The sequence below is a fragment of the Solidesulfovibrio alcoholivorans DSM 5433 genome, from assembly GCF_000702665.1.
Taxonomy (GTDB): Bacteria; Desulfobacterota; Desulfovibrionia; order Desulfovibrionales; family Desulfovibrionaceae; genus Solidesulfovibrio; species Solidesulfovibrio alcoholivorans.
In genome coordinates this window covers 71,242-91,188 of the sequence record NZ_JNJA01000013.1, presented here as the reverse complement: position 1 = coordinate 91,188, position 19,947 = coordinate 71,242, and the positions used below count along the sequence as shown (strand labels likewise).

General features: G+C 66.4%; 19 protein-coding genes. 11 read left to right on the top strand and 8 right to left on the bottom strand.

Annotated features, from left to right (window positions below; translation table 11 throughout):
* Positions 1 to 144 precede the first annotated feature (144 nt).
* A complete protein-coding gene (locus Q368_RS0118100) occupies positions 145 to 1,401 on the top strand; it encodes a response regulator (RefSeq protein WP_029460456.1) in 1,257 nt (418 codons plus the stop codon).
* A 167-nt stretch (positions 1,402 to 1,568) separates the two neighbouring features.
* On the opposite strand, the gene Q368_RS0118095 is transcribed toward Q368_RS0118100, so the two are convergent.
* Positions 1,569 to 2,246 carry a precorrin-8X methylmutase gene (locus tag Q368_RS0118095; RefSeq protein ID WP_029460455.1) on the bottom strand — a complete coding sequence of 226 codons (678 nt, stop codon included), beginning with the start codon at positions 2,244 to 2,246 and terminating at the stop codon, positions 1,569 to 1,571.
* 295 nt (positions 2,247 to 2,541) lie between these two features.
* Between Q368_RS0118095 and Q368_RS25925 the strand changes: the two genes are divergently transcribed.
* The 3 genes from Q368_RS25925 to Q368_RS0118080 all read left to right on the top strand — a co-directional run bounded on the left by Q368_RS25925 (position 2,542) and on the right by Q368_RS0118080 (position 5,612).
* Positions 2,542 to 2,793, top strand: coding sequence for a hypothetical protein (locus Q368_RS25925; RefSeq protein WP_156955789.1), 252 nt, complete (start codon positions 2,542 to 2,544; stop codon positions 2,791 to 2,793).
* Between the two features lie 613 nt (positions 2,794 to 3,406).
* Positions 3,407 to 4,276, top strand: coding sequence for an EamA family transporter (locus tag Q368_RS0118085; RefSeq protein ID WP_029460454.1), 870 nt, complete (start codon positions 3,407 to 3,409; stop codon positions 4,274 to 4,276).
* Positions 4,277 to 4,310: 34 nt separating this feature from the next.
* A complete protein-coding gene (locus Q368_RS0118080) occupies positions 4,311 to 5,612 on the top strand; it encodes a phenylacetate--CoA ligase family protein (protein ID WP_029460453.1) in 1,302 nt (433 codons plus the stop codon).
* Between the two features lie 82 nt (positions 5,613 to 5,694).
* Here the strand turns inward: Q368_RS0118080 and Q368_RS0118075 are convergent, their stop codons facing one another.
* Positions 5,695 to 6,174 carry a hypothetical protein gene (locus tag Q368_RS0118075; protein ID WP_156955787.1) on the bottom strand — a complete coding sequence of 160 codons (480 nt, stop codon included), beginning with the start codon at positions 6,172 to 6,174 and terminating at the stop codon, positions 5,695 to 5,697.
* A gap of 25 nt (positions 6,175 to 6,199) precedes the next feature.
* Here Q368_RS0118075 and Q368_RS0118070 point away from each other — a divergent pair, with 25 nt between their 5' ends.
* From Q368_RS0118070 to Q368_RS0118055, 4 genes are all read left to right on the top strand, one after another.
* Entirely contained in the window at positions 6,200 to 6,436 is a 237-nt protein-coding gene (locus tag Q368_RS0118070) for a hypothetical protein (protein ID WP_029460451.1), read from the top strand.
* Positions 6,437 to 6,709: 273 nt separating this feature from the next.
* Positions 6,710 to 8,038, top strand: coding sequence for a sigma-54 interaction domain-containing protein (locus Q368_RS0118065; protein WP_052360281.1), 1,329 nt, complete (start codon positions 6,710 to 6,712; stop codon positions 8,036 to 8,038).
* A gap of 5 nt (positions 8,039 to 8,043) precedes the next feature.
* Positions 8,044 to 10,197: a peptidase domain-containing ABC transporter gene (locus Q368_RS0118060; RefSeq protein ID WP_052360280.1), complete on the top strand. Its 2,154-nt coding sequence runs from the start codon at positions 8,044 to 8,046 to the stop codon at positions 10,195 to 10,197.
* Position 10,198: 1 nt separating this feature from the next.
* Positions 10,199 to 11,554: an HlyD family type I secretion periplasmic adaptor subunit gene (locus Q368_RS0118055; RefSeq protein ID WP_029460448.1), complete on the top strand. Its 1,356-nt coding sequence runs from the start codon at positions 10,199 to 10,201 to the stop codon at positions 11,552 to 11,554.
* A gap of 57 nt (positions 11,555 to 11,611) precedes the next feature.
* Here Q368_RS0118055 and Q368_RS0118050 read toward each other — a convergent pair whose 3' ends face one another.
* From Q368_RS0118050 to Q368_RS0118035, 4 genes are all read right to left on the bottom strand, one after another.
* Positions 11,612 to 12,307 (bottom strand): DUF1847 domain-containing protein, encoded by a 696-nt coding sequence (locus tag Q368_RS0118050; RefSeq protein WP_029460447.1) that lies wholly within the window; start codon positions 12,305 to 12,307, stop codon positions 11,612 to 11,614.
* Between the two features lie 15 nt (positions 12,308 to 12,322).
* Positions 12,323 to 12,571: a Nif11-like leader peptide family natural product precursor gene (locus Q368_RS0118045; protein WP_029460446.1), complete on the bottom strand. Its 249-nt coding sequence runs from the start codon at positions 12,569 to 12,571 to the stop codon at positions 12,323 to 12,325.
* Positions 12,572 to 12,781: 210 nt separating this feature from the next.
* Positions 12,782 to 13,834: an N-acetyl-gamma-glutamyl-phosphate reductase gene (gene argC / locus Q368_RS0118040; protein WP_029460445.1), complete on the bottom strand. Its 1,053-nt coding sequence runs from the start codon at positions 13,832 to 13,834 to the stop codon at positions 12,782 to 12,784.
* Positions 13,835 to 13,848: 14 nt separating this feature from the next.
* The gene (locus Q368_RS0118035; RefSeq protein ID WP_029460444.1) at positions 13,849 to 14,169 is read right to left on the bottom strand and encodes a DUF1844 domain-containing protein; all 321 of its coding nucleotides are present in this window, start codon (positions 14,167 to 14,169) and stop codon (positions 13,849 to 13,851) included.
* Between the two features lie 180 nt (positions 14,170 to 14,349).
* Between Q368_RS0118035 and pyk the strand changes: the two genes are divergently transcribed.
* Positions 14,350 to 15,780: a pyruvate kinase gene (gene pyk / locus Q368_RS0118030; protein WP_029460443.1), complete on the top strand. Its 1,431-nt coding sequence runs from the start codon at positions 14,350 to 14,352 to the stop codon at positions 15,778 to 15,780.
* Here the strand turns inward: pyk and Q368_RS0118025 are convergent.
* Positions 15,761 to 17,194 carry an MFS transporter gene (locus Q368_RS0118025; protein WP_052360279.1) on the bottom strand — a complete coding sequence of 478 codons (1,434 nt, stop codon included), beginning with the start codon at positions 17,192 to 17,194 and terminating at the stop codon, positions 15,761 to 15,763. The genes pyk and Q368_RS0118025 overlap by 20 nt on opposite strands.
* A 265-nt stretch (positions 17,195 to 17,459) precedes the next feature.
* Between Q368_RS0118025 and phoU the strand changes: the two genes are divergently transcribed.
* Together phoU and Q368_RS0118015 are read left to right on the top strand one after the other, a co-directional pair.
* On the top strand, positions 17,460 to 18,116 hold the full coding sequence (gene phoU / locus Q368_RS0118020) for a phosphate signaling complex protein PhoU (protein WP_029460441.1): 657 nt from the start codon (positions 17,460 to 17,462) through the stop codon (positions 18,114 to 18,116).
* A 198-nt stretch (positions 18,117 to 18,314) separates the two neighbouring features.
* On the top strand, positions 18,315 to 18,719 hold the full coding sequence (locus tag Q368_RS0118015; RefSeq protein ID WP_029460440.1) for a response regulator: 405 nt from the start codon (positions 18,315 to 18,317) through the stop codon (positions 18,717 to 18,719).
* Between the two features lie 96 nt (positions 18,720 to 18,815).
* Here the strand turns inward: Q368_RS0118015 and Q368_RS0118010 are convergent, their stop codons facing one another.
* Entirely contained in the window at positions 18,816 to 19,934 is a 1,119-nt protein-coding gene (locus Q368_RS0118010; protein ID WP_029460439.1) for a hybrid sensor histidine kinase/response regulator, read from the bottom strand.
* Positions 19,935 to 19,947: the final 13 nt, after the last annotated feature.

The window sequence follows — 19,947 nt, the reverse complement described above, 5'->3', positions numbered from 1 at the left end:
CGTGAATTATTTCCTTCTCCTTACCGTCCCGGGGAACCCGAGCGCAAGACGCGACGGCAAAATACCGTGACCGGCATCTGGCTTTTTGCGCGGGCCGCGACTATACGTAAAAGGCACCGCATCGTTTTCTTCGGTCGTGCCCCAATGGAAAAAGTGCTCATCGTCGAAGACAGCAAAGTCTTTGCCCGTATCCTTATCCGGAAAATCGAGGATGAGCTTTTCTTTGACGCCTGCTGGGCTTCGAACTTCGAGGAAGCGCGCTATCTCCTTGAAGAAAACCCCGACAACAACACGTTTTTCGTGGCCTTGCTCGACCTGCACCTGCCCGACGCCGACGACGGGCGCATCGTGGACTACGTCATCTCCCGGGGCATCCCCGCCATCGTCTTCACCGGCGACGTGGAATCCGAAATCCGCGACCGCATCTGGTCCAAGAAGGTCGTGGACTATGTCTCCAAGGAATCCCCGGACAGCCTCGATTACCTCGTCTCCCTGGTGCGGCGCATCTCGCTTAATAAATTCGTCCACATCCTCGTCGTCGACGACTCCCAAACCGTGCGCAACCACCTCGTACGCCTGCTCACCGCCCACGAATTCATCGTCCACGAAGCCAACGACGGCGCGTACGCCCTCTCGATCCTCGAACGACACCCCGAAATCAAGGTCGTCATCACCGACTACTTCATGCCCGGCATGGACGGCGTGGAACTCACCCGCCGCATCCGCCGCGGCCGCCGCAAGGACGAACTCGCCGTCATCGGCATCTCCGCCTACGGCAACACCATCCTCTCCGCCCGCTTCATCAAGAACGGCGCAAACGACTTCCTCAACAAGCCCTTTTCCAGCGAAGAATTCTACTGCCGGGTCACCCAGAACCTGGAAATGCTCGAATACATCCAGAAACTGCGCGAAACCTCCATCCGCGACCCCCTGACCGGCCTCTACAACCGCCGCCACTTCTTCGAAGCCGCCAAGGCTATCCACTCCCGCCTGTGCTGCGGCCAGGCCGCCATGACCCTGGCCATGATCGACATCGACCACTTCAAGAAAGTCAACGATACCTACGGACACGCCGTGGGCGACGAAGTCCTCAAACACGTGGCCCACGGCCTCGCCAACCGCTTCCGCGGCAGCGACTTCGTCGCACGCCTCGGCGGCGAGGAATTCTGCGTCATCGCCGCCGGCCTCGAAGGCCAACACGCCATGGGCGTCTTCAACGACCTGCGCAACAGCATCGAACGCTCCAAAGCCAAGGCCGGCAAAACCAGTGTCGGCGTCACCATCAGCATCGGCATCTGCGACAAACCCTGCGGCTCCCTCGACGCCATGCTCGCCGCCGCAGACGCCGCCCTCTACAAAGCCAAACGCACCGGCCGCAACAGAGTCGTCTGGGCAGACTGATCCGGGCGCTACCCCGGACTCGCTGGGGCGCTGCCCCAGACCCCGCCGCACCGCGCACCGACCATCCTCCCCCCCGCTTCCCCATCCCCCGTCGGGGAGGTCCAGGAGGGGATTATCCCCTCCTGGCCGCCGGAGGCATCTTCATCTTCGCCTTTTCCCCCAACTTCCTATTCCTTCACACTTTCCCTCTCACGCTCCCGCAGCAGCATGATGGCGAGCGCGTTGACGGTAGCACCGGCCAGGGCGGAGCCGCCTTTGCGGCCGGAGATGACGATCCAGGGCACATCGGCGCGGGTCATGAGCAGGGCTTTGGATTCGGCGGCGTTGACGAAGCCGACGGGCATGCCGATGACGCAGGCGGGCGGAGTGCCGCCGGCGTCGAGGTGTTTGAGCAGGCGCAGCAGGGCGGTGGGCGCATTGCCGATGGCGAAGATGAGGGGGCCGGGGATGGTGGCAAGGGCGGCGTCCATGGCGGCGGCGGCGCGGGTGCCGTTGGCGCGCGTGGCGGCGGCGACGACGTCGGGGTCGTTTAAGAGGCAGCGCACGGTTGCGCCGAGCGGCGTCAGGCGTCGGGCGGGAATGGCGCAGCGGGCCATTTCGGTATCGGTGACGATGGTCGCGCCGGCGGCGAGGGCGGCGAGGCCGGCTTCCACCGCGCCATGGGAGAAGCGGACGAGGTCGAGCATTTCGAAGTCGGCGGTGGTGTGGATGAGCCGGCGCACGATTTCCCATTGCCGGCCTGCGAAGGGGCGCGGTTCGGGGACTTCGGCGTCGATGATGGCCAGGGATTTTTCCTCGATGGCGTTTGGCGCGGCGATGGGCAGGAGTTGCGGTGTGTCGTGCATGGGAACCTCGTATGGCCATGGTATCCGTCCGGGGGGGTGGGTCAAGGCTTGGATGTGTATTTCTGCTTGACGGTGTTACGAAATATAAAATAGTATTATCAAGAACGCCGAGGGACACCTCCATGAGGCCGGTGTCCTTTGCGAACCCGCCGAATGCCTTGGCATTTCGCACAGCCGTGTGCGTTGGCGGCGATGGAAAGGCACCCCATCGCCGCTTTCGCGCACGGTGTCGGTTTTCGCGAAATGGACCGGGCGCGGTCAAGGGTGTGGCCTTCCCGCCGCTGCCGGGGAGGCCATGACGCTTGTCCTGCTCCAGGGACGGCCCCGGGCGGCGCATGAGGTCGTCGCTGCCCGGGGCCGCTTCGCCGCGATTTCCTCGGGGAGTGGATGCGCCTCATCCGAGGGCGGCGCCAACCCCTCGGAATTGTTCCCTGCTTCTTTGCCCATGCCGGACCGTCGCTTGTTGCCGAGCCCCGACGGTCCGGCTTTTTTATGGCAGCGGGAAAAAGGCTATTTTGATCTTGATTATTATTTTCATTTACTCTAAAGAAGAACCCAACGCAGCCGGAAAATCCGGCGAAGCGGGGTAGGGCGCATCGGTGGCGGCCCACCCCGCAAGCAACGCAAGGCGGTCCGGCCATGCCGGGCAGACCATAGAGCGCATCCCACACTACCTCCATAACCCTAAACCCCACGACGGCGGCCGGAACCTTCGGGTTTCGGCCGTTTGTCGTTTACCACATACACGCTGCCTTGTTTTCCCCTTGCGGGGTGGTCCGGGAGGGGCTCTCGGTCCTTCCTGGCCGCCGGAGGCGTTCTTTCCCTCCCTCTCTCCCCCCCAACCCTCTATATCGCAGGCCTGCCGCCGCGCGGCGGCTCGCCGGGACTGACGACCACGGCGTAGCCCAGGCGCGTGGGCACGTAGACGGCGCGGGATTTGTCCGTGACGAACACCAGAGCCTTTTCCCGTCGCGCGGGCGGCCAGCCGGAAGCGCCTTCTTGCCCCGGCTCCGGGAGACGGATAGGTTGTCCTGCCTGGCCGCCGCGTCGGGTTCTTTCGGCAAAACGCCCCACGGAGTCCTTCGCGCCGCCATGATCCCCGCCCAACCCTTCTCGTTGCGTGCCGCGCCGTCGCGGCACGCGAGCCGGCGCAGCGCCCTATGAACTGGTTCGCGCTTTCGTGCGTCACAGCCCTGACCCAGGCGGTCAAGGACACTTTTCTCAAGCGGTCCTTGGCCTCGCTGGACGCGACCACGGCCATGATCGGCTACTGCCTGTCGGCCTCGGTCATTTTGTGGCTGGCCGTGGCCGCGGGGCCGCCCGTTACCCTCGTGGCCCCGTTTTGGACCTGCCTCGCCGTGGGCGGTGTCCTCGGCGGCGTGACCTACTGGCTCTACGGCCTCGCGCTCAAGGCCGGAGACTTGTCGCTGACCCTGCCCATGCTGGCCTTCACGCCCCTTTTCCTGCTCGTCACCTCGCCCCTGACCCTGGGCGAATTCCCCGAGCCGGGCGGGCTGTGCGGCATCGCCCTGGTGGTCGCCGGGGCGTACGTGCTCAACCTGCGCGAACGCAAGAGCGGCGTGCTCGGCCCGATCAAAGCGCTGTGGACGCGCCGGGGGCCGCGGCTGATGCTCGCCGTCGCCGCCATCTGGAGCATCGGGGCCAACCTCGACAAGCTCGGGCTGCGGGCTTCGTCGCCGCTTTTCTGGGGGGCGGCGGTCTATACCGCAACCTTCCTGGCCCTGCTCGGGCCGCGCCTCGTGAAGAAGGCTCGGGCCGGGCGGCGGTTGCCCGGGCTGCCGCCCTGGCCCGTGGCCGTGGCCGGGCTGCTCGAGGCCATCGGCATCGTCTGCCAGATGCACGCCTTGCCGCTGACGCAAGTGTCCTACGTCATTGCGGTCAAGCGGCTGAGCATCGTCTTCGGCGTGCTGCTCGGCGCCCTGGTCCTGCGCGAGCCGGACCTGGCGCATCGCCTGCCCGGGGCACTTTTGATGGTCGCGGGCGTTTTCTTTATCGCGGTTTTCGGATAAAAGCCCCAACCGATCTCGTTTCCCGGAGCCGCTCATGAGCCCTTACCGTTTTCTGCCGGACCTTTCCCCCGATCGGTTGGCCGCCATCCAGGCGGACGGCCTCAACTGGACCTGCCGCCACGCCTTCTCCGGCAGTCCCGTCTACCGCGAGCGTCTGGCGGGCATCGGCTACGAGCCGGGACAAACGCTCTCCCTGGACGATTTGCGCCGTCTGCCCGTGACCACGGTCGAGGATCTGCGCGACGGCTACCCCTTGCCGCTGCTCTGCGTCCCCGAGGAGCAGGTGGTGCGCATCCACGCCTCCTCCGGCACCACGGGCAAGCGCAAGATCCTGGCCTACACGCAACGGGACATCGACACCTGGAAGGACCTGTTCGCCCGCTGCTACGAGCTGGCGGGGCTGACGCCCCTGGACCGGGTGCAGATTGCCGTGGGCTACGGCCTCTGGACGGCCGGCGCGGGCTTCCAGCTGGGCTGCGAGCGCTTCGGGGCCATGGCCCTGCCCGTGGGGCCGGGCAACATGGAAATCCATGTCCAGCTGCTCGAGGACATGGGCACGACATGCCTGTGCGCCACGGCCTCCATGGCGCTGCTCATGGCCGAGGAGGTGCAAAAGCGCGACATGCGCAAGCGCCTGAAACTCAGGAAGGTCATTTTCGGGGCCGAGACCCACACCGACAAGATGCGCCGCCGCTTCGAGAAGTGGCTCGGGCTCGAGGAAAGCTTCGACATCACGGGCATGACCGAGCTCTATGGCCCGGGCATGGGCCTGGAATGTTCCGCGCACCAGGGCGTGCATTACTGGGCGGACAAGTTCATCCTGGAAGTGCTCGACCCCGTGACCCTGGCTCCGGTCACGCCGGGCGAGGTGGGCGAGATGGTGGTGACGAGCCTGTGCAAGGAGGCCGTGCCGCTTGTGCGCTACCGCACCCGCGACCTGACGCGGCTCGTGCCCGGGGCGTGCGCATGCGGCTGCTCGCTGCCGCGCCACGACCGCATCTGCGGCCGTTCCGACGACATGTTCATCTTCCGGGGCGTCAACATCTACCCCGGCCAGATCGCGAGTGTCCTGGAGGAGTTCCGCGACGTGGACAGCGAGTTCCAGATTCGCCTGCTGCGCCGCGACGGCCGCGACCAGATGGTGGTCAAGGTCGAGCGCAAGCCCACGTCCAGCGCCGACCTGGACCAGAACCTGTCCGAGGCCATCTCCATCGAACTGCGCAAGCACCTGCTCGTGCGCGGCTGGGTGGAGATCCTGCCGCCCGGGACGCTTCCCCGCAGCTACGGCAAGACCAAGCGCGTCATCGACGACCGCAACGGCCTGGGCGAAGACTGAGCCGGGCCGCGACGAGACGCGAAAAACGCCCCTGCCGACGGTTGCCGGCAGGGGCGTTTGCGTTGCTGGCGCCTGCTTGCGGTTACGCGGCGAGCAACTGGCTCTTGTTCGTGCTCGACGTGTCGGCCACGGTCGCCTGCGACGACGCGGTCGTGCTCACGCCGGTGTAGTCCTTGTAGGCGGCCGAATCGCCGGATGTCGCGACGGCCGTGGTCGTGTCGGTCTTGGCGGCGCTTCCCGTATCGCTCGTCGTGCCGCTCGCGGCCGTGGTCGTCGCGGTGGCGCTGTCCGTGGTCGCGGAGCCGGTCGAGGCGGTGCTTGAGCCGCTGGTGACAGCGCTGGCCACGTCCTGGGCCTGGTCCACGATGGTGTCGGCGTACTGCGTGCCCGTGGCAATGGTGTCCTTCACGTAGTCCACGGCCGTGGACACCTTGTCCGTCGTCCATTCCACCGCGGTGCTCACCCGGTCAGCCACATACGCCACGGTGTCCTGGATCTTCGACACCAGGGCGGATCCCGAAGAGGAGGCGGCGTCGGCCACCATGCTTGATACCGTGGACACGGTGTCCTTGACATAGGACACCGCTGTGGAAACCGTGTTCGATACCCAGTTGGCCGCGGTGCTTACCGTGTCCGCCGCCCAGTTCGCGGCCGAGGTGACAGTGCTCAGCAGCGAGCTCGCCGCCGGGATGGCGTTGCTCACCGCAGTGGCCACAGACTTCACCGCCGCCGTCACCTTGGAAAAAAAGGAACTCCAGCTCATTTTCCTACCCTCCGGGGATTTGGTTGGTTGCGTTTGCTCACCTTTCCTGACTCCCCTATGAGCGAAGATCATGCCAAAACATAGTTGCCTGTATTGATTGGAAAAGGAGAAAGCGGAAGCGCGTGCGCCCGCCATGTTTCGAGGCGGGCCTGCCTGCATACGAGGCGTTTTCCCCGCAGCGGATGCTGCGTCCGACGCCGGGGCGTCGCGGTTGCACGACATCGCGAGATCTCTCTAACGCTCCAGAATTGCGTGGGATTGTCTTTTGAGTTACACGTGAACGAGCCCGCGATGCGTTCGCGGGATCGCGCGGTCTGCCGCGCAGGGAGGTTCGATGCCCCAGTCGCCCCAGTCGCCCGTGCCGCTGACCCCGGACCTGACCGCCCACCTGTCCCGCTTCGCCGCCCTCGTCTCCGACGCGGCCTATGATGCGGCCGACGACGCCCTGCTCGGCTGTCGCCGCCTTCTCGACAAGCTTCCCGGCCGCCCCAAGGCGCAATGCGACCTGCTCGATCGATTCGAGGCCATGCTCTCCTATGTGCGCGACCGCGAGAAACTGCTGGAAGAGGCCGTGGATCGCCTCGACAACTCCCACAGCGAACTCAGGCACATCGAAAGGCAGCTCAAGCTCGAAAACGCGGCGCTCAAGAGCCAGCTGCGCCAGAATTTTTCTCCGTCCCGCGTCATCGGCGCGAGCCCCCGCATGTCCAAGGTGCTCCAGCTCGCCCAGCGCGTCGCCGAGACCACGGTCAACGTGCTCATCACCGGCGAGACCGGCACAGGCAAGGAGATGGTGGCCAAAGTGGTGCACTATTCCGGTCGGCGGCGGCATGGACCGTTCATGGCCGTCAACTGCACGGCCGTGCCCGAGACGCTTTTCGAAAGCGAATTCTTCGGCATCGAAAAGGGGGTGGCCACGGGCGTGGAAAAGCGCAAGGGCATTATCGAGGGGGCAAACGGCGGCACGCTTTTTCTCGACGAGATCGGGGACATGTCCGAGGCCAGCCAGGCCAAGATCCTGCGCGTGCTGGAGCTGGGCGAAGTGGTGCCCGTGGGCGGACGCGGGTCGCAGCACGTGGACATCCGCCTGGTCTCGGCCACCAACCGCGACCTCAAACAGGATCTGGAGCTCGGGCGCTTCCGGCGCGACCTCTATTACCGCATCAAGGTCGTGCATCTCGACCTGCCGCCGCTTCGCGAACGCACGGACGACATCCCGCTGCTGGCCGAGAATTTCCTGGCCGGGTTCGCCCGCAACATGGGCCGGGGCCGCATGAGCTTCTCCAAGCGCGCCCGCGAGGCGCTCATGCGCTATCCCTGGCCGGGCAACATCCGCGAGCTGGAAAACGAGGTCGAGCGCGCCGTGGCCCTGGCCTACACCGACACCATCCACATGGAGGATCTCTCGCGCGAGGTGCGCCACGCCCTGGACCGCGTCATGCCCGTGGTGCCGGTGTCCGGGGGCGGGCACAAGGCCTCGGTGGGGCGGCTCAAGGAGCTCGAGCGCGAGGCCATCGAGGCCTGCCTGGCCGAATGCGGCGGCAACCGCACCCAGGCCGCGCGGGTGCTCGGCATCAGTCGGGAAAGCCTGCGCCGCAAGCTCAAGCCCCTGGAGGGCGGGGACGGCGAAAACGGCGACGCCGATGGCGAGGTCGGGGCATAACCCCCATGGGCAGCCTGCCGGCCTCCGCACTGGACGATTTCGTCGTCATCGCCCGTCACCACGGCCTGGTCGCGGATGCGACGGATCTTGTCTCCCGGCATGGCCTGGCCGGGCGGGTTCTCACCATGGCCACGGTCCTGCGCCTGGCCGGAGGCCTTGGCCTTGCCGCCAGGCGTCGCCGCCTGCCGCCTCGGGGCCTCCTGGAGCTCGGCGAGGCCTATCCGGCCCTGGCCGTGCGCAGGGACGGAACCACGGCCGTGCTTTCGGGGGCGCGCCAGGTCCCCGGCGGCGGGCGCGAACTCGTGCTCTATGACCGGGAGCATGCCGCCGCGGGCAACCCCTTCGTGTTCGTGCCCGAGGCCGGGCTGGCGGGGCTTTTCACGGGCGAGGTCGCGCTTTTTCGCAAGAAAAAGACCGGGGCCTCCGACGCCAGACGCTTCAGCCTGTCCTGGTTCTGGCCGCAGGTGGCCCGGGAAAAGCGCATCTTCCTCGAAATCGCCGGAATCGCCTTTTTCATGCATGGCCTCGCTTTCGCCGTGCCGCTGTATTTCCAGAACGTGGTGGACAAGGTGCTCGCCCACCACACCCTGTCGACCCTCAACGTGCTCGGCGTCGGCGTGGTGGCCGCCATCTGCTTCGAAGGCGCGTTGCGCTACCTGCGCGAATACCTGCTGCGCTTCGCCACCACCAAGATCGACCTGCGCCTGGCCATGGAGACCTTCGCCCATATGATCAAGCTGCCGCTGCCGTTTTTCGAGCGCAGCTTCGCGGGCGTGATCATCAAGCACATGCAGCAGACCGACCAGGTGCGGGAATTTCTCACGGGCAACCTCTTAAACACCCTGCTCGACGCCTCCTCGCTCGTGGTCTTCCTGCCCGTGCTCTATCTCTACAGCCCGAAACTCACGATGATCGTCGTGGCCTTCGCCCTGGTCACGGCCGGGGCCATCGGGGCGCTCGTCGGCCCGTTCCACCGCCGGCTCATGGCGCTCTATGCCGCCGAGGGCGAGCGGCAGGCACTGCTCGTCGAAACCATCCATGGCGTGGGCACCATCAAGTGCCTGGCGCTCGAGGGCACGCGCCAGCGGCGCTGGGAGGAGGGCTCGGCCGGGGCCGTGTCGCGCAACTTCGACGTGCGCAAGATGTCGGCGCTCGGCAACGCGCTGGTCAAGACCCTGGAACGGCTCATGACCGTGGCCGTCATCTGGGTGGGCGCGCGGGGCGTGTTCGACAATACCATCTCCATGGGCGAACTCATCGCCTTTCAGATGCTCTCCCAGTCCGTGACCATGCCGCTTATCCGCATCGTGGAGCTCATCCACGAGTACCAGAAGGTGCATCTGGCCGTAGCCATGCTCGGCGAGATCATGAACCGCAAGCCCGAGGCCGGACTCGTGCGCGGCGGGGCGCGGCCCCGGATCGAGGGCGCGCTGGAGGTGGCCGAGGCCCGTTTCGCCTACAACCCCGGCGACGCCCCGGCGCTCGACGGCGTATCCCTGCGTCTGGAACCGGGAGAAATTCTCGGCGTCGTCGGACGCAGCGGCTCGGGCAAGACCACGCTCACCCGGCTCATCCAGGGCCTCTATCCCCTTTCCGGCGGGCGCATCCGCTTCGACGGCGTGCCCATAAGCGACCTCGACGTGGTGCACCTGCGCCAGAACATCGGCGTGGTCCTGCAAGAGAACTTCATCTTCCACGGCACCGTGCGCGACAATATCGCCATGACCAGCCCCGGTGCGGACCTCGACGCCGTGCGCCAGGCTGCGCACCTCGCCGGGGCCGACGAATTCATCGAGCGCCTGCCCGCCGGCTACGACACCCTGCTCGAGGAAAACGGGGCCAACCTTTCGGGCGGGCAGAAGCAGCGTCTGGCCATCGCCCGCGCGCTGCTCAAGGACCCGCGCATCATGATCTTCGACGAAGCCACGAGCGCGCTGGATCCGGAAAGCGAGGCGCGCATCCAGGAAAACCTCGACGGCATCGCCAAGGGACGCACCACGATCATCGTGGCCCACCGCCTTTCGACGCTGCGCAACGCCGACCGCATCATGGTGCTCGACCGGGGGAAAGTGGTGGATATGGCGCCGCACGCCACGCTCCTCGAACGTTGCGAGATCTACCGCACCCTCTGGGAGCGCCAGACCAAGGGGATGCGCTGACATGGCGCGCATCCGCCGCGAGGCCATGGAGTTCCAGCCCGACGCCGTGGCCGTGGGCGAGGGGCGGCTGCCGCCCCAGGCCAGATGGGCGCTCTACTGTATTTTCGCGGCCCTGGTCTTCGGCGCGCTGTGGTCGTGGTATTCCGAGCTCGATCGCGTGGTTTCGGCCAAGGGCATGCTCGTGACCAGGGTGCCGCCCATCCTGGTGCAGCCGCTGGAGACGGCGGTGGTGCGGGCGATCAACGTGCGCCCGGGCGATGTGGTGAAAAAAGGCGCGGTGCTGGCCACTCTCGACCCGACCTTCGCCAGCGCCGACCTCGGGCAGCTCGTGGCCAAACGGCGGTTTCTCGCCGCTTTTACGGCGCTGCTTGCCGCCGAACTCTACGGCAAGCCCCTGCCCGCCGCGTCTTCCGATTCCCCCGACCCCGAGGAGCGGGTGCGCCTGGCGCTTTTCACCCTGCGCAAGGAGGAATACCGCGCCAAGGTCGAGGCCAGCGAGCGCGAGGTGGCCACACTCGAGGAAGGTCTCGCCGCCGTGAAGAACGAGCAGAAGCGTTTGGCCGAGCAGGGGGAGTTGGCCAAGCAAATCGAACAAATGTACGCCAAGCTTTCCCCCGGGGGAAGCGCGAGCAAGGTGGAATACCTGGGCGCGTTACGCGAGCGCCTGCGTGTGGACGACCTCGTGGCCAAGGCCGTGGACAAGGAGGAGCTGCTCAAGGAGAAGCTCAGCCAGGCCAGGATGGAGCGGCAGGCGTTCAGCAGCAACTGGTACTCCCAGACCGCGAGCCAGTTGCTCGAGTCCAGCCAGCAGCTTGACGAAGTGGAGCACACCCTGGCCAAGGCCTCGCGCCGCAACGAGCTTGTGGAACTGACCGCCGTGGCCGACGCGGTGGTCAAGGACGTCGCGCCGCTTTCGGAGGGGTCGGTGGCCAAGGCGGCGGAGACGTTTTGCACGCTGGTACCGCTTGGCGACGGGCCGGACGCCCTGGAAGCCGAGGTGGAGATCGCGGCCAAGGACATCGGGCACATCCGCGAAGGCGAAGCGGCGCGGTTGAAGCTCGCGGCTTTCCCGTTCCAGCGCCATGGTTTCGTGGACGGCGTGGTACGCATGGTCAGCCCCGATGCCTTCGTGGACGAAGGGGCCAAGGCCGCGGGCGAGGACGAGCAGGGCGGCGGCGTATATTACAAGGCGCGCATCCGCCTGACGGCGACGCAGCTGCGCGGGGTCGGGCCGGACTTCCGGCTCCTGCCCGGCATGACGCTCACGGCGGAAATCCTTGTCGGCAAGCGACGCGTGGCCAGCTACCTGCTCGACCCGATCCTCCGGGGATTGCACGAGTCGATGAGCGAGCCGTGAGGTGTCGCGGGGCGAGGGGGCCAAGTCCCTCTCCGCCCTCCCGGAAAAAGCCCCTCCCTACGGCAGCGGCTTTTTGAGATACCTGTAATAGCTCTCGTACTGGTAGATGGCGGCCAGGGGATTGTGGCCGAGCAGACGGTCCTTGACCGCGAGCACCGTGCCCATGGCCGCGGCGTGCTTGAAGAAAAGGGAATCGTGCCCGACGCAAAGCCCGAGCAGCACGTTGAAGTCCGTCTGCGCCGCGTTGACGGCCAGCGCCTGCATGACCGGGTTGCACATGGTTTCGTGCGCCGCCGCCGGATCGACCTGATCTTCCGGGGCGATGCCGAGGACCTGCTTGGACACGCCGCCGACCTTGCAGGAGACCGAGGCGACCTCGAAGCCGTTGGTCGCCAGGATCTCGTGGACCACGGCCGCTTCCTTGCGCAGGCCGACGCAGAAGACCAGTCCCAGGCGCGCGTAGCCCATGCGCCGGGCGAATTCCACGATCTCCACGATACGGGGCTTGATGGTGCGCACGGCGTCGTAGCCGGCCTCGCGGCCGCCGTAGCAGGTGGCCTCCTGCACCGAGGCCGCCTTGGCGAAGGAGCCGAGCTCCGGGGACGTGCTGCGCGCCACGGCGTCCTGCGTGAGGGCGCGCATATGCAGCGACGGGCAGTCCTTGGGGGCCTTGCCCTTGCCCGTGCGGCAGAAGCGTTCGGACCAGTCGTAGGGGCACAGGGCGCATTGCGGCAGGGGAAAAGCATCGACCATGGCAGGATGCCTCCTTTACGACGAGTGGCGCAGGAAATTCCACCAGTCGCGGAATTCGAAAAAGCGCTCGGCCTGCTCGTGGGTCTGGCACTTGACGTGGAGCACGCTTTCCATCTCGTCGAATTCGACGTCGGAGAAATAAAGTCCCGCCTCGCGCAGCACGGCCTCGCGGCCCTCGGGGCCTTCGGCCGCGTACAGCCTGGCGCGCAGTTCCTTGTCCGTATCGAAGCGCTCGTAGAGCCGGCGCACGTTGTCGAGCGTCATGCGGTTCTCCTGTGCTCTCGGAGAAAGGGATTTCTCCTCGAAGACTCGTCGAAATGACCGTTCGGGAAGGCGTCATCCCGACTGCAAAATATGCTTTTGGCCGGGAAGGCCGGCATCTCCCCATGAAAGTTTTCGGGAGGGAGGGGCGCGGGGAGGGAACCGCTTTTTTCAAAAAAGGGGTTCCCTCCCCGCATCTTCCGTCTTCCCTTGTTACGGCATCAGGGGCGCGAGGTGCAGCCCCGTGTCGAGCGGCAGGCCGGTCATCAGGTTGGCGCAGGCCACGGCCTGGCCGGACGCGCCGCGGCAGAGGTTGTCGATGGCCGAAACGATGACGAGCCGGCCGGTGCGCGCATCGACCACGAGGCCGATGTCGCAGAACATGGTGCCGCGCACGAAGCGCGTTTCGGGGAGTTTCCCCGGCGGCAGCACGCGCACCCAGGAGTTGTCCGCGTAGTGCTTCTTGTAGAGGGCATGGACCTCTTCCACGGTCGCCTCGCGCGTCAGGCGCGTGTAGATGGTGGAGAGGATGCCCCGGTCGATGGGCAGCAGGTGCGGATTGAACGACAGGGTGATCCCCGCGCCGGCGATTTTCGAGACTTCCTGCTCGATCTCGGGGGTGTGGCGGTGCTTGCCCAGGTTGTAGGCGCGGAAGGTGTCGTGGACCTCGCAAAAAAGCGTGGGTACGGCGGCCTTGCGCCCGGCCCCGGACGCGCCGGACTTGCTGTCGGCCACGATGCCGTCGGTCTCGACGAGCCCCGCGCCAAGCGCCGGGGCCAGCCCGAGGATGATCGAGGTGGGGTAGCAGCCGGGGTTGGCCACGAGCCGGGTCTTCTTGATGGCCGGGCCGTAGAGCTCCGGCAGGCCGTAGACGGCCTGGGGCAGAAGGTCGGGGTGGCGGTGGTCCAGGCCGTACCAGGCGGCGTAGACGTCCTTGTCCGCCAGGCGGAAGTCGGCGGAAAGGTCCACGACCTTGAGCCCGGCGGCGAGCAGCTCGGCGGCGTAGTCCATGGCCGCGCCGTGGGGCACGGCGAGAAAGACCAGTTTGCAGGACGCGGCCAAGTCGGCGGCGTCCGGTTCGGTCATGCGCACGTCGCCGGCCATGAAGCCCTGCAGGAAGGGATAGATGGCGGACAGGGGTTTGCCGGCCTCGGTGCGGGACGTGGCGCGCGCAAGCCGCAGCACGGGATGCACGGCCAGGATGCGGGCCAGCTCCATGCCGGTATAGCCCGTGACGCCGACGAGGCCGACGGGAATGGTTTCCATGGCGGTCTCCGGGGTTACTGCTTCCTGACGTAGGTCATACGCAGTTCGCACAGAATGTTTTCGAGGACGTCGCGTTCCTCGCCGCCGAGGTTGCCGCGCGTCTTGCAGTCGAGCATGGCCAGGATGTCGATGGTGTGCTTGGCCTGCGGCAGGTTTTGCATGTACTCGCCCGTGTCCGGGTCCGGGGCTTCGCCCATGAGCACCATGGCCGACTGGGCCAGGGAGAGAACGAAGGTGATGAAGGAAACGGGAGGGAAACAGGGTTCCTGTCCGGAACGCCCCTCCTTGCAGGTCCCTTTCCCCTTGGCTTCGTTGAAATCCGCGTCGCTGCCCATGAAACGTCATCCTCCTTGCGCATGCCTTCGGCCTTGTCCAAAATGCGGGACCCCAGTAGACAGGGGGTTGTCGCGAAACGGCAATCAGCCGGGGATTAGCCTATCCCAAACCCGTCCGGCATGCATCCGCTTTTTCCCGCCGTGCGCCGGGAGGCGGGCCGGACACGCCTGGAGGCAAGCATGCACACCAAGATCGTGGCCACCCTGGGTCCCGCGTCGCTCAAACCGGAAATCATGCGTGAAATGGTCCGGCACGGCGTGCGCATCTTTCGTCTCAATTTCTCCCATGCCGACGCCGCCTATTTCGAGCCCATCATCAAGACCATCCGCTCCCTGGAAGGGGAATTCGGCATTCCGCTGACCGCGCTCGGCGACCTGTGCGGCCCGAAAACCCGCATCGGCGAAGTGGCCGACTCGCCGCGCACCGTGGACAAGGGCGAATGCCTGCTGCTGGGGCTTCCCGACGAACGCCCCGATCCGGCCAAGGACGAACGCGTGTTCGTCTCGCTCGACATGCCCGAGCTGCTCGCCGGCCTGCGCGTGGGCATGCCCGTCAATTTGAGCGACGGCCTGCTCCAGTTCTACGTCACCCGCGAGATAAAGGCCGACCGGCTCTACGAGATCGAGGCGCAGAACGCGGGCCTGCTTTCGTCGAACAAGGGTATCGCCTTTCCCGGCAAGCACCATCCCCTGCCGGCGCTGACGGCCAAGGACGTCAAGGACCTCCACGAGGGCCTCGAAGTGGGCGTGGACGCCCTGGCCATCTCGTTCGTGCAAAACGCGGGCGACGTGGTCATGACCAAGGAGGAGATCAAGAAGCACGGCGTCTGGGCGCCCGTGGTCTCCAAGCTCGAACGGCAAAACGCCGTGGACAACTTGGACGAGATCCTCAAGGTCACGGACGCGGTCATGGTGGCGCGCGGCGACCTTGGCCTGGAGTGCCCCATCCCGGAGCTGCCGATCATCCAGAAGAAGATCATCCGCGCCTGCCGCCACGCCCAGCGCCCGGTCATCGTGGCCACGCAGATGCTGCTCTCCATGGTCAAAAACCCCATCCCGACCCGCGCGGAATCCACGGACGTGGCCAACGCCATCCTGGACGGCGCGGACTGCGTCATGCTGTCCGAGGAGACGGCCGTGGGCGACCATGTGGTGGAGACGGTGCGCGTGATGCGGGAGATTTCCGACAATGCGCTGGAGTACTACCTGGAGCGCATTCCTTCGCCCTACGCGCCCAAGCGCGAGAAGAACCCGGGCAAGTTCGTGGCCTATTCGGCGTGCCTGATTGCCGACAACATGGAGGCCAAGGCCATCGTCTGCCATTCCTTGAGCGGCTACAACGCCCGGATCACCTCGAGCCGCCGGCCGCGCCAGCAGATTTTCGGCGTGACGCCGGACCCGCGCGTGCTGCGTTTCTTGAACTTCGCCTGGGGCGTGCGGCCGCGCCTGATCGAGGGCGGTTCCGACGAGGACCACATCGCCCGCGTGGAGGCGTTCGTGCGCGCCTGCCCGGACATCGCGCCGGGCGAGCCGGTGGTCATCACCGCCGGCCGCCCCACCCCGGGCAACGAGACGCCGGGGACCAACGAGGTCAAGATTTACTACAAGTAGCTTCCGTGCGCGGGAGGGGCTGGCCGGTCCCTCCCGCCTTTTTCCCCCGCCACAGCGACAAAATCACCCCCAGGCACGAGAACACGGCGAAGGCCGAAAGCCCGATGCGCATGCTTGTCAGAAACGCCGGCAGCGTGTCCGGCGTGATCGTCGCGTCGCCCATCAGAAGCGAGAAAATCAGCGTGACCGTGGTCATGGACACGGCCATGCCGAGCGTGCGCATGGCCGCGATCATGCCCGAGGCCAGCCCGAACTGGCGCTGCTGCACGCTGCCCATGATCGCCGTGGAATTGGGCGTGATGAAGACGCCGAACCCCGTGCCGATGAGCATCAGCTCCGCGACGAGCAGCCAGAGGGGTGTGGTCGCGCTTGCGGTCGCGGCCGCCAGGAACAGGCCGGCGGAGCTGACCAGCATGCCCACGGTCGCGAGCTTTTCCGCGGCGAACCGCTCCGTCAGCCGCCCGGCGATGGGCGAGGCCACCACTTGCAGGATGGGCTGGAACAGCAGCACGAACCCGGCCATGCGCGGCGGCAGGCCCTTGGCGTATTGCAGGTACAGGCTCATGAGGAAGGTGATGCCGAAGGTCGCGGCGTAGTTGCCGAGCGCCGCCAGGCAGCTCAGGGTGAAAAAGCGGTTGTGCGTGAGCAGGTGCATGTCGAGCAGGGCGCAGCGCGTGCGCGCCTGCAGGCGCAGGAAGACGGCCAGGCCAAGCAGGCCGCCCCCCAGCATGGCCGGCCCCAGGGGAATCTCCCGGGCATGGGCCGCGCCCAGCATGAAAAGTCCGACGCTCGCCGCGTAGAACATGCCGCCGCGCCAGTCCATGCGCTCGCCCGAGGCGTTTCTCGGGGCCTCGCGCATGCCGAAAAGGCACATGGCCGTGGCCGCGATGCCGAGCGGCGCGGACATGAGGAACACGTAGCGCCAGCCGAAATGGCCCGTCACGTAGCCTCCGAGCACCGGGCCCACGGAAAGGCCGGCATAGGTGAACGCCGAGACGATGCCGATCTTGCGGCCGCGCAGTTCCGGCGGATAGGCCGCGGCCACCAAGGCCAGCGATCCGGAAAGCATCATGCACGCGCCGAGGCCCTGGAAAAAGCGCTGGAGCAGCACCATGTGCACGGACGTGGTGAATCCCAGGGAACACGTGAGGACCGTGAATACGGCCAGCCCCGGCAACAGCACCCGGCGCTGGCCCACGATGTCGCCCCAGCGCCCGAAGGCGAGCATGCCCATGGCCAGGGACACGACATAGAGTTGTTCGATGAGCCCGAGCTGCATGGCCGTGGCCCCGAGCTCCCGGCCGAGCGAGGGCAGGGCCACGCCCACCGACGTGAGCATGAACGGGGCCATGAACTGGGCGATGCAGACGGTGACGAGCACCATGGCCGGCGAACCGGCGGAAAGACGCGACATGCGATATCCTTTTGGAGAGGGGAGAAACGGGCGGCGTCCGCGTGGACGCCGCCCTGCCGTGTTGGTGATTTTCGCCGTAACCGTCGAAATTGCAAGCAGACACGGAAAAGTACGTTGGTGTCGTTCGGGATACCGTCGCCCGCCGGCAACGGCCTTCCCGACTGCCGCGCTTTGTGACAATTTGGGGGAACTCTTGCCAGATGTGTGGCCGTTGGATACGCTTTGAAGTCATTGCATATGCACCAAGGGCGAGCGGAGGAGCGGCGTGGAACGGATCATCGAGGCGGACCTGGAAAAGCTCAAGACGGATGTGCTGACGGCCTTTCACATGGCCCAGGTCGCCGTGGAGAAATCCCTGCGTACGGTCTTTGAGCGCGATCCCGGGCCGGCCCGCACGGTCATCGCCTCGGACGCGGCCATCGACGCCCTGGAATGCACCCTGGACGCCGAGATCCTGCGCCTGCTCGCCCTGTACCAGCCCGTGGCCCGGGACCTGCGCTACATCCTCGGCTGCATGCGCACGGTGGGGGACATCGAGCGCATCGGCGACCAGGCCGTGGGCGTCGCCCATCGCGGGTTGTGGCTCGTCGCGCGCGACCCCCTGGCCCCGCCGGCCCGGCTCGAGGAACTGGCCGAGGCCACGCGCGACTTTCTGTCGCGCACGGCCGTGTGCTTCGCCGAACTCGACATGGCGCTCGCCCGCCGCCTGTGCGAGGAGTCCGAGGACATCCTGGAGCTCAACGTCGCCATCCTCAAGGAAATGACCGAATTCATGCGCGACGAGGCCCGGCCCGTGGAACGCGCCGTGCAAATCAGCTTCATCGCCCACGCGCTCAAGCGGGTCTGCGACCAGTGCACCAACATCGCCGAGTCCGTGGTCTTCATCAGCGAAGGCGCGTGCAGCCGCCACCGCTGCGACTAGTGTCGCGCCCTCGAAAAAGCTGATATTTTTTTGTGGGCAACGCATTTGAATAGCTATTTTTTATCTTAAAAAATACCGGCGTGTTTTTCCAGGTCGCAACACGGGCCGCACGCCTCCGCCTTCTCCCGAAAAGCCCCCTTCCCCTGGCGCGGCGCAGGGTTTGGCGCTAGCATGGAGCCGTTTCCAAGGAGGCGGCCCATGGACGTGACGGCAGCGATTTCCCCCCTGGCCATCCTGGTCGTGGACGACCAGCAGCCCATGCGCAAGACCATCGTCTTCATCCTGCGCCAGCTTGGCTACCGCAACGTCACCTGCGCCGAAGACGGCGACATCGCCTGGAACCACATCAACAGCCGGCCCGTCGATCTGGTGCTGCTCGACTGGAACATGCCGCGCATGTCCGGGCTGTCTCTCCTCAAGCGCATCCGGGCGAGCGAGGACTACCATGAAATCCCCGTGGTCATGATCACGGCCGAGGCCAACGAGGACCACGTGGTCACCGCGGTCCAGGCCGGCGTGACCAACTACATCGTCAAACCGTTCTCGCCCAGGGTCCTGGACAAGAAGATCCACGAAGCCCTCGCCGCCCACGGCCTGCGATAGCGGGGGGGAGAGGGAAGAGAGCGGGAGGAGAGGGGAAGATGCCTCCGGCGGCCAGGAGGGGGTGTCCCCTCCTGGACTTCCTCAACGGGGGAGTTTCTAGGCGGGGCGGGCGGTTGTGGGGCTTGCGGGGAGGCTGACCGTGACCGTGGTGCCTGCGTCGTCGGTGGCCATGGCGATATCGCCGCCATGGGACAGGGCGATCAGCCGCGCCGAATAGGTGCCGAGCCCCGTGCCCCGCGCCTTGCCGGCCGTGGCGTATTTCTCGAAAAACCGCTCCCGCACGCTTTCGGGCACGGCCCCCTTGTTGGCGATGGCGACCACGGCGCACGCGCCTTCGCGGCGCAGGTCCACACCGACCGTTTCGCCGTCCGGCGAGGCCTCCACGGCGTTGGCCACGAGGTTGGCCAGCATGGAATAGCAGAGCAGTTCTTCGCCGCGCACGAGGAAGAAGGCCTCGGGCACAGGCGGTCGGCCGTCCAGGGTTACGGCGAACGTCAGGCGGCGGCTGCGCGCCGTGTCGGCATGGACGCTTTGGAGCTTGCGCACGATGGGCAACAGGTCCACGTCAACGGGGGCGAGCACGAACTGGCCGCGCTCCATCTTGAACAGCGCCGTGGACAGGTTGACCATGGACAGCACCAAGTAGCCGGCGTCCTCGATCAGCGAAAGCATCTCTCGCTGGTCGTCGTCGAGGTTGTCCGCCAGGCGCAGCACCTGCGGCAGGCTGATGATCGTGGTCAGGGGCGATTTGAGGTCATGGCGCATGATGCGCTCCACGTCCTCCTTCAGGCGGGCGTTTTCCAGCGTCACCCGCACGAGTTCCTTTTGCGCGGCGGCCAGGCGGTACTGCTTCAGCGCGGCGTCGAGGGCCAGGCACAGCGTGGGCATGGGGCAGGGCTTGGTCAGGAAGCGGAAGATGTGGCCTTCGTTGACCGCGGCCATGGCCGCGGTCAGGTCGCCGTGGCCGGTGAGCATGACCGGCACGATGGCCGGGCACGACTCCTTGGCCGCCTTGAGGAAGGAAACGCCGTCCATGCCCGGCATGCGCAGGTCCGAGACGACCACGGCAAAAGGGCCGTTTTCCTGCAAGGCGGCGAGCCCCGCCGCAGGACCGGCGGCCGTGGCCATGTCGTAGCGGCGGCACAGGCCGCGCCGCAGGGCATCGAGCACGGTCTGGTCGTCGTCGACGAAAAGAATTTTAGCGCACTGGGGCATGGCTGGGTCCGTT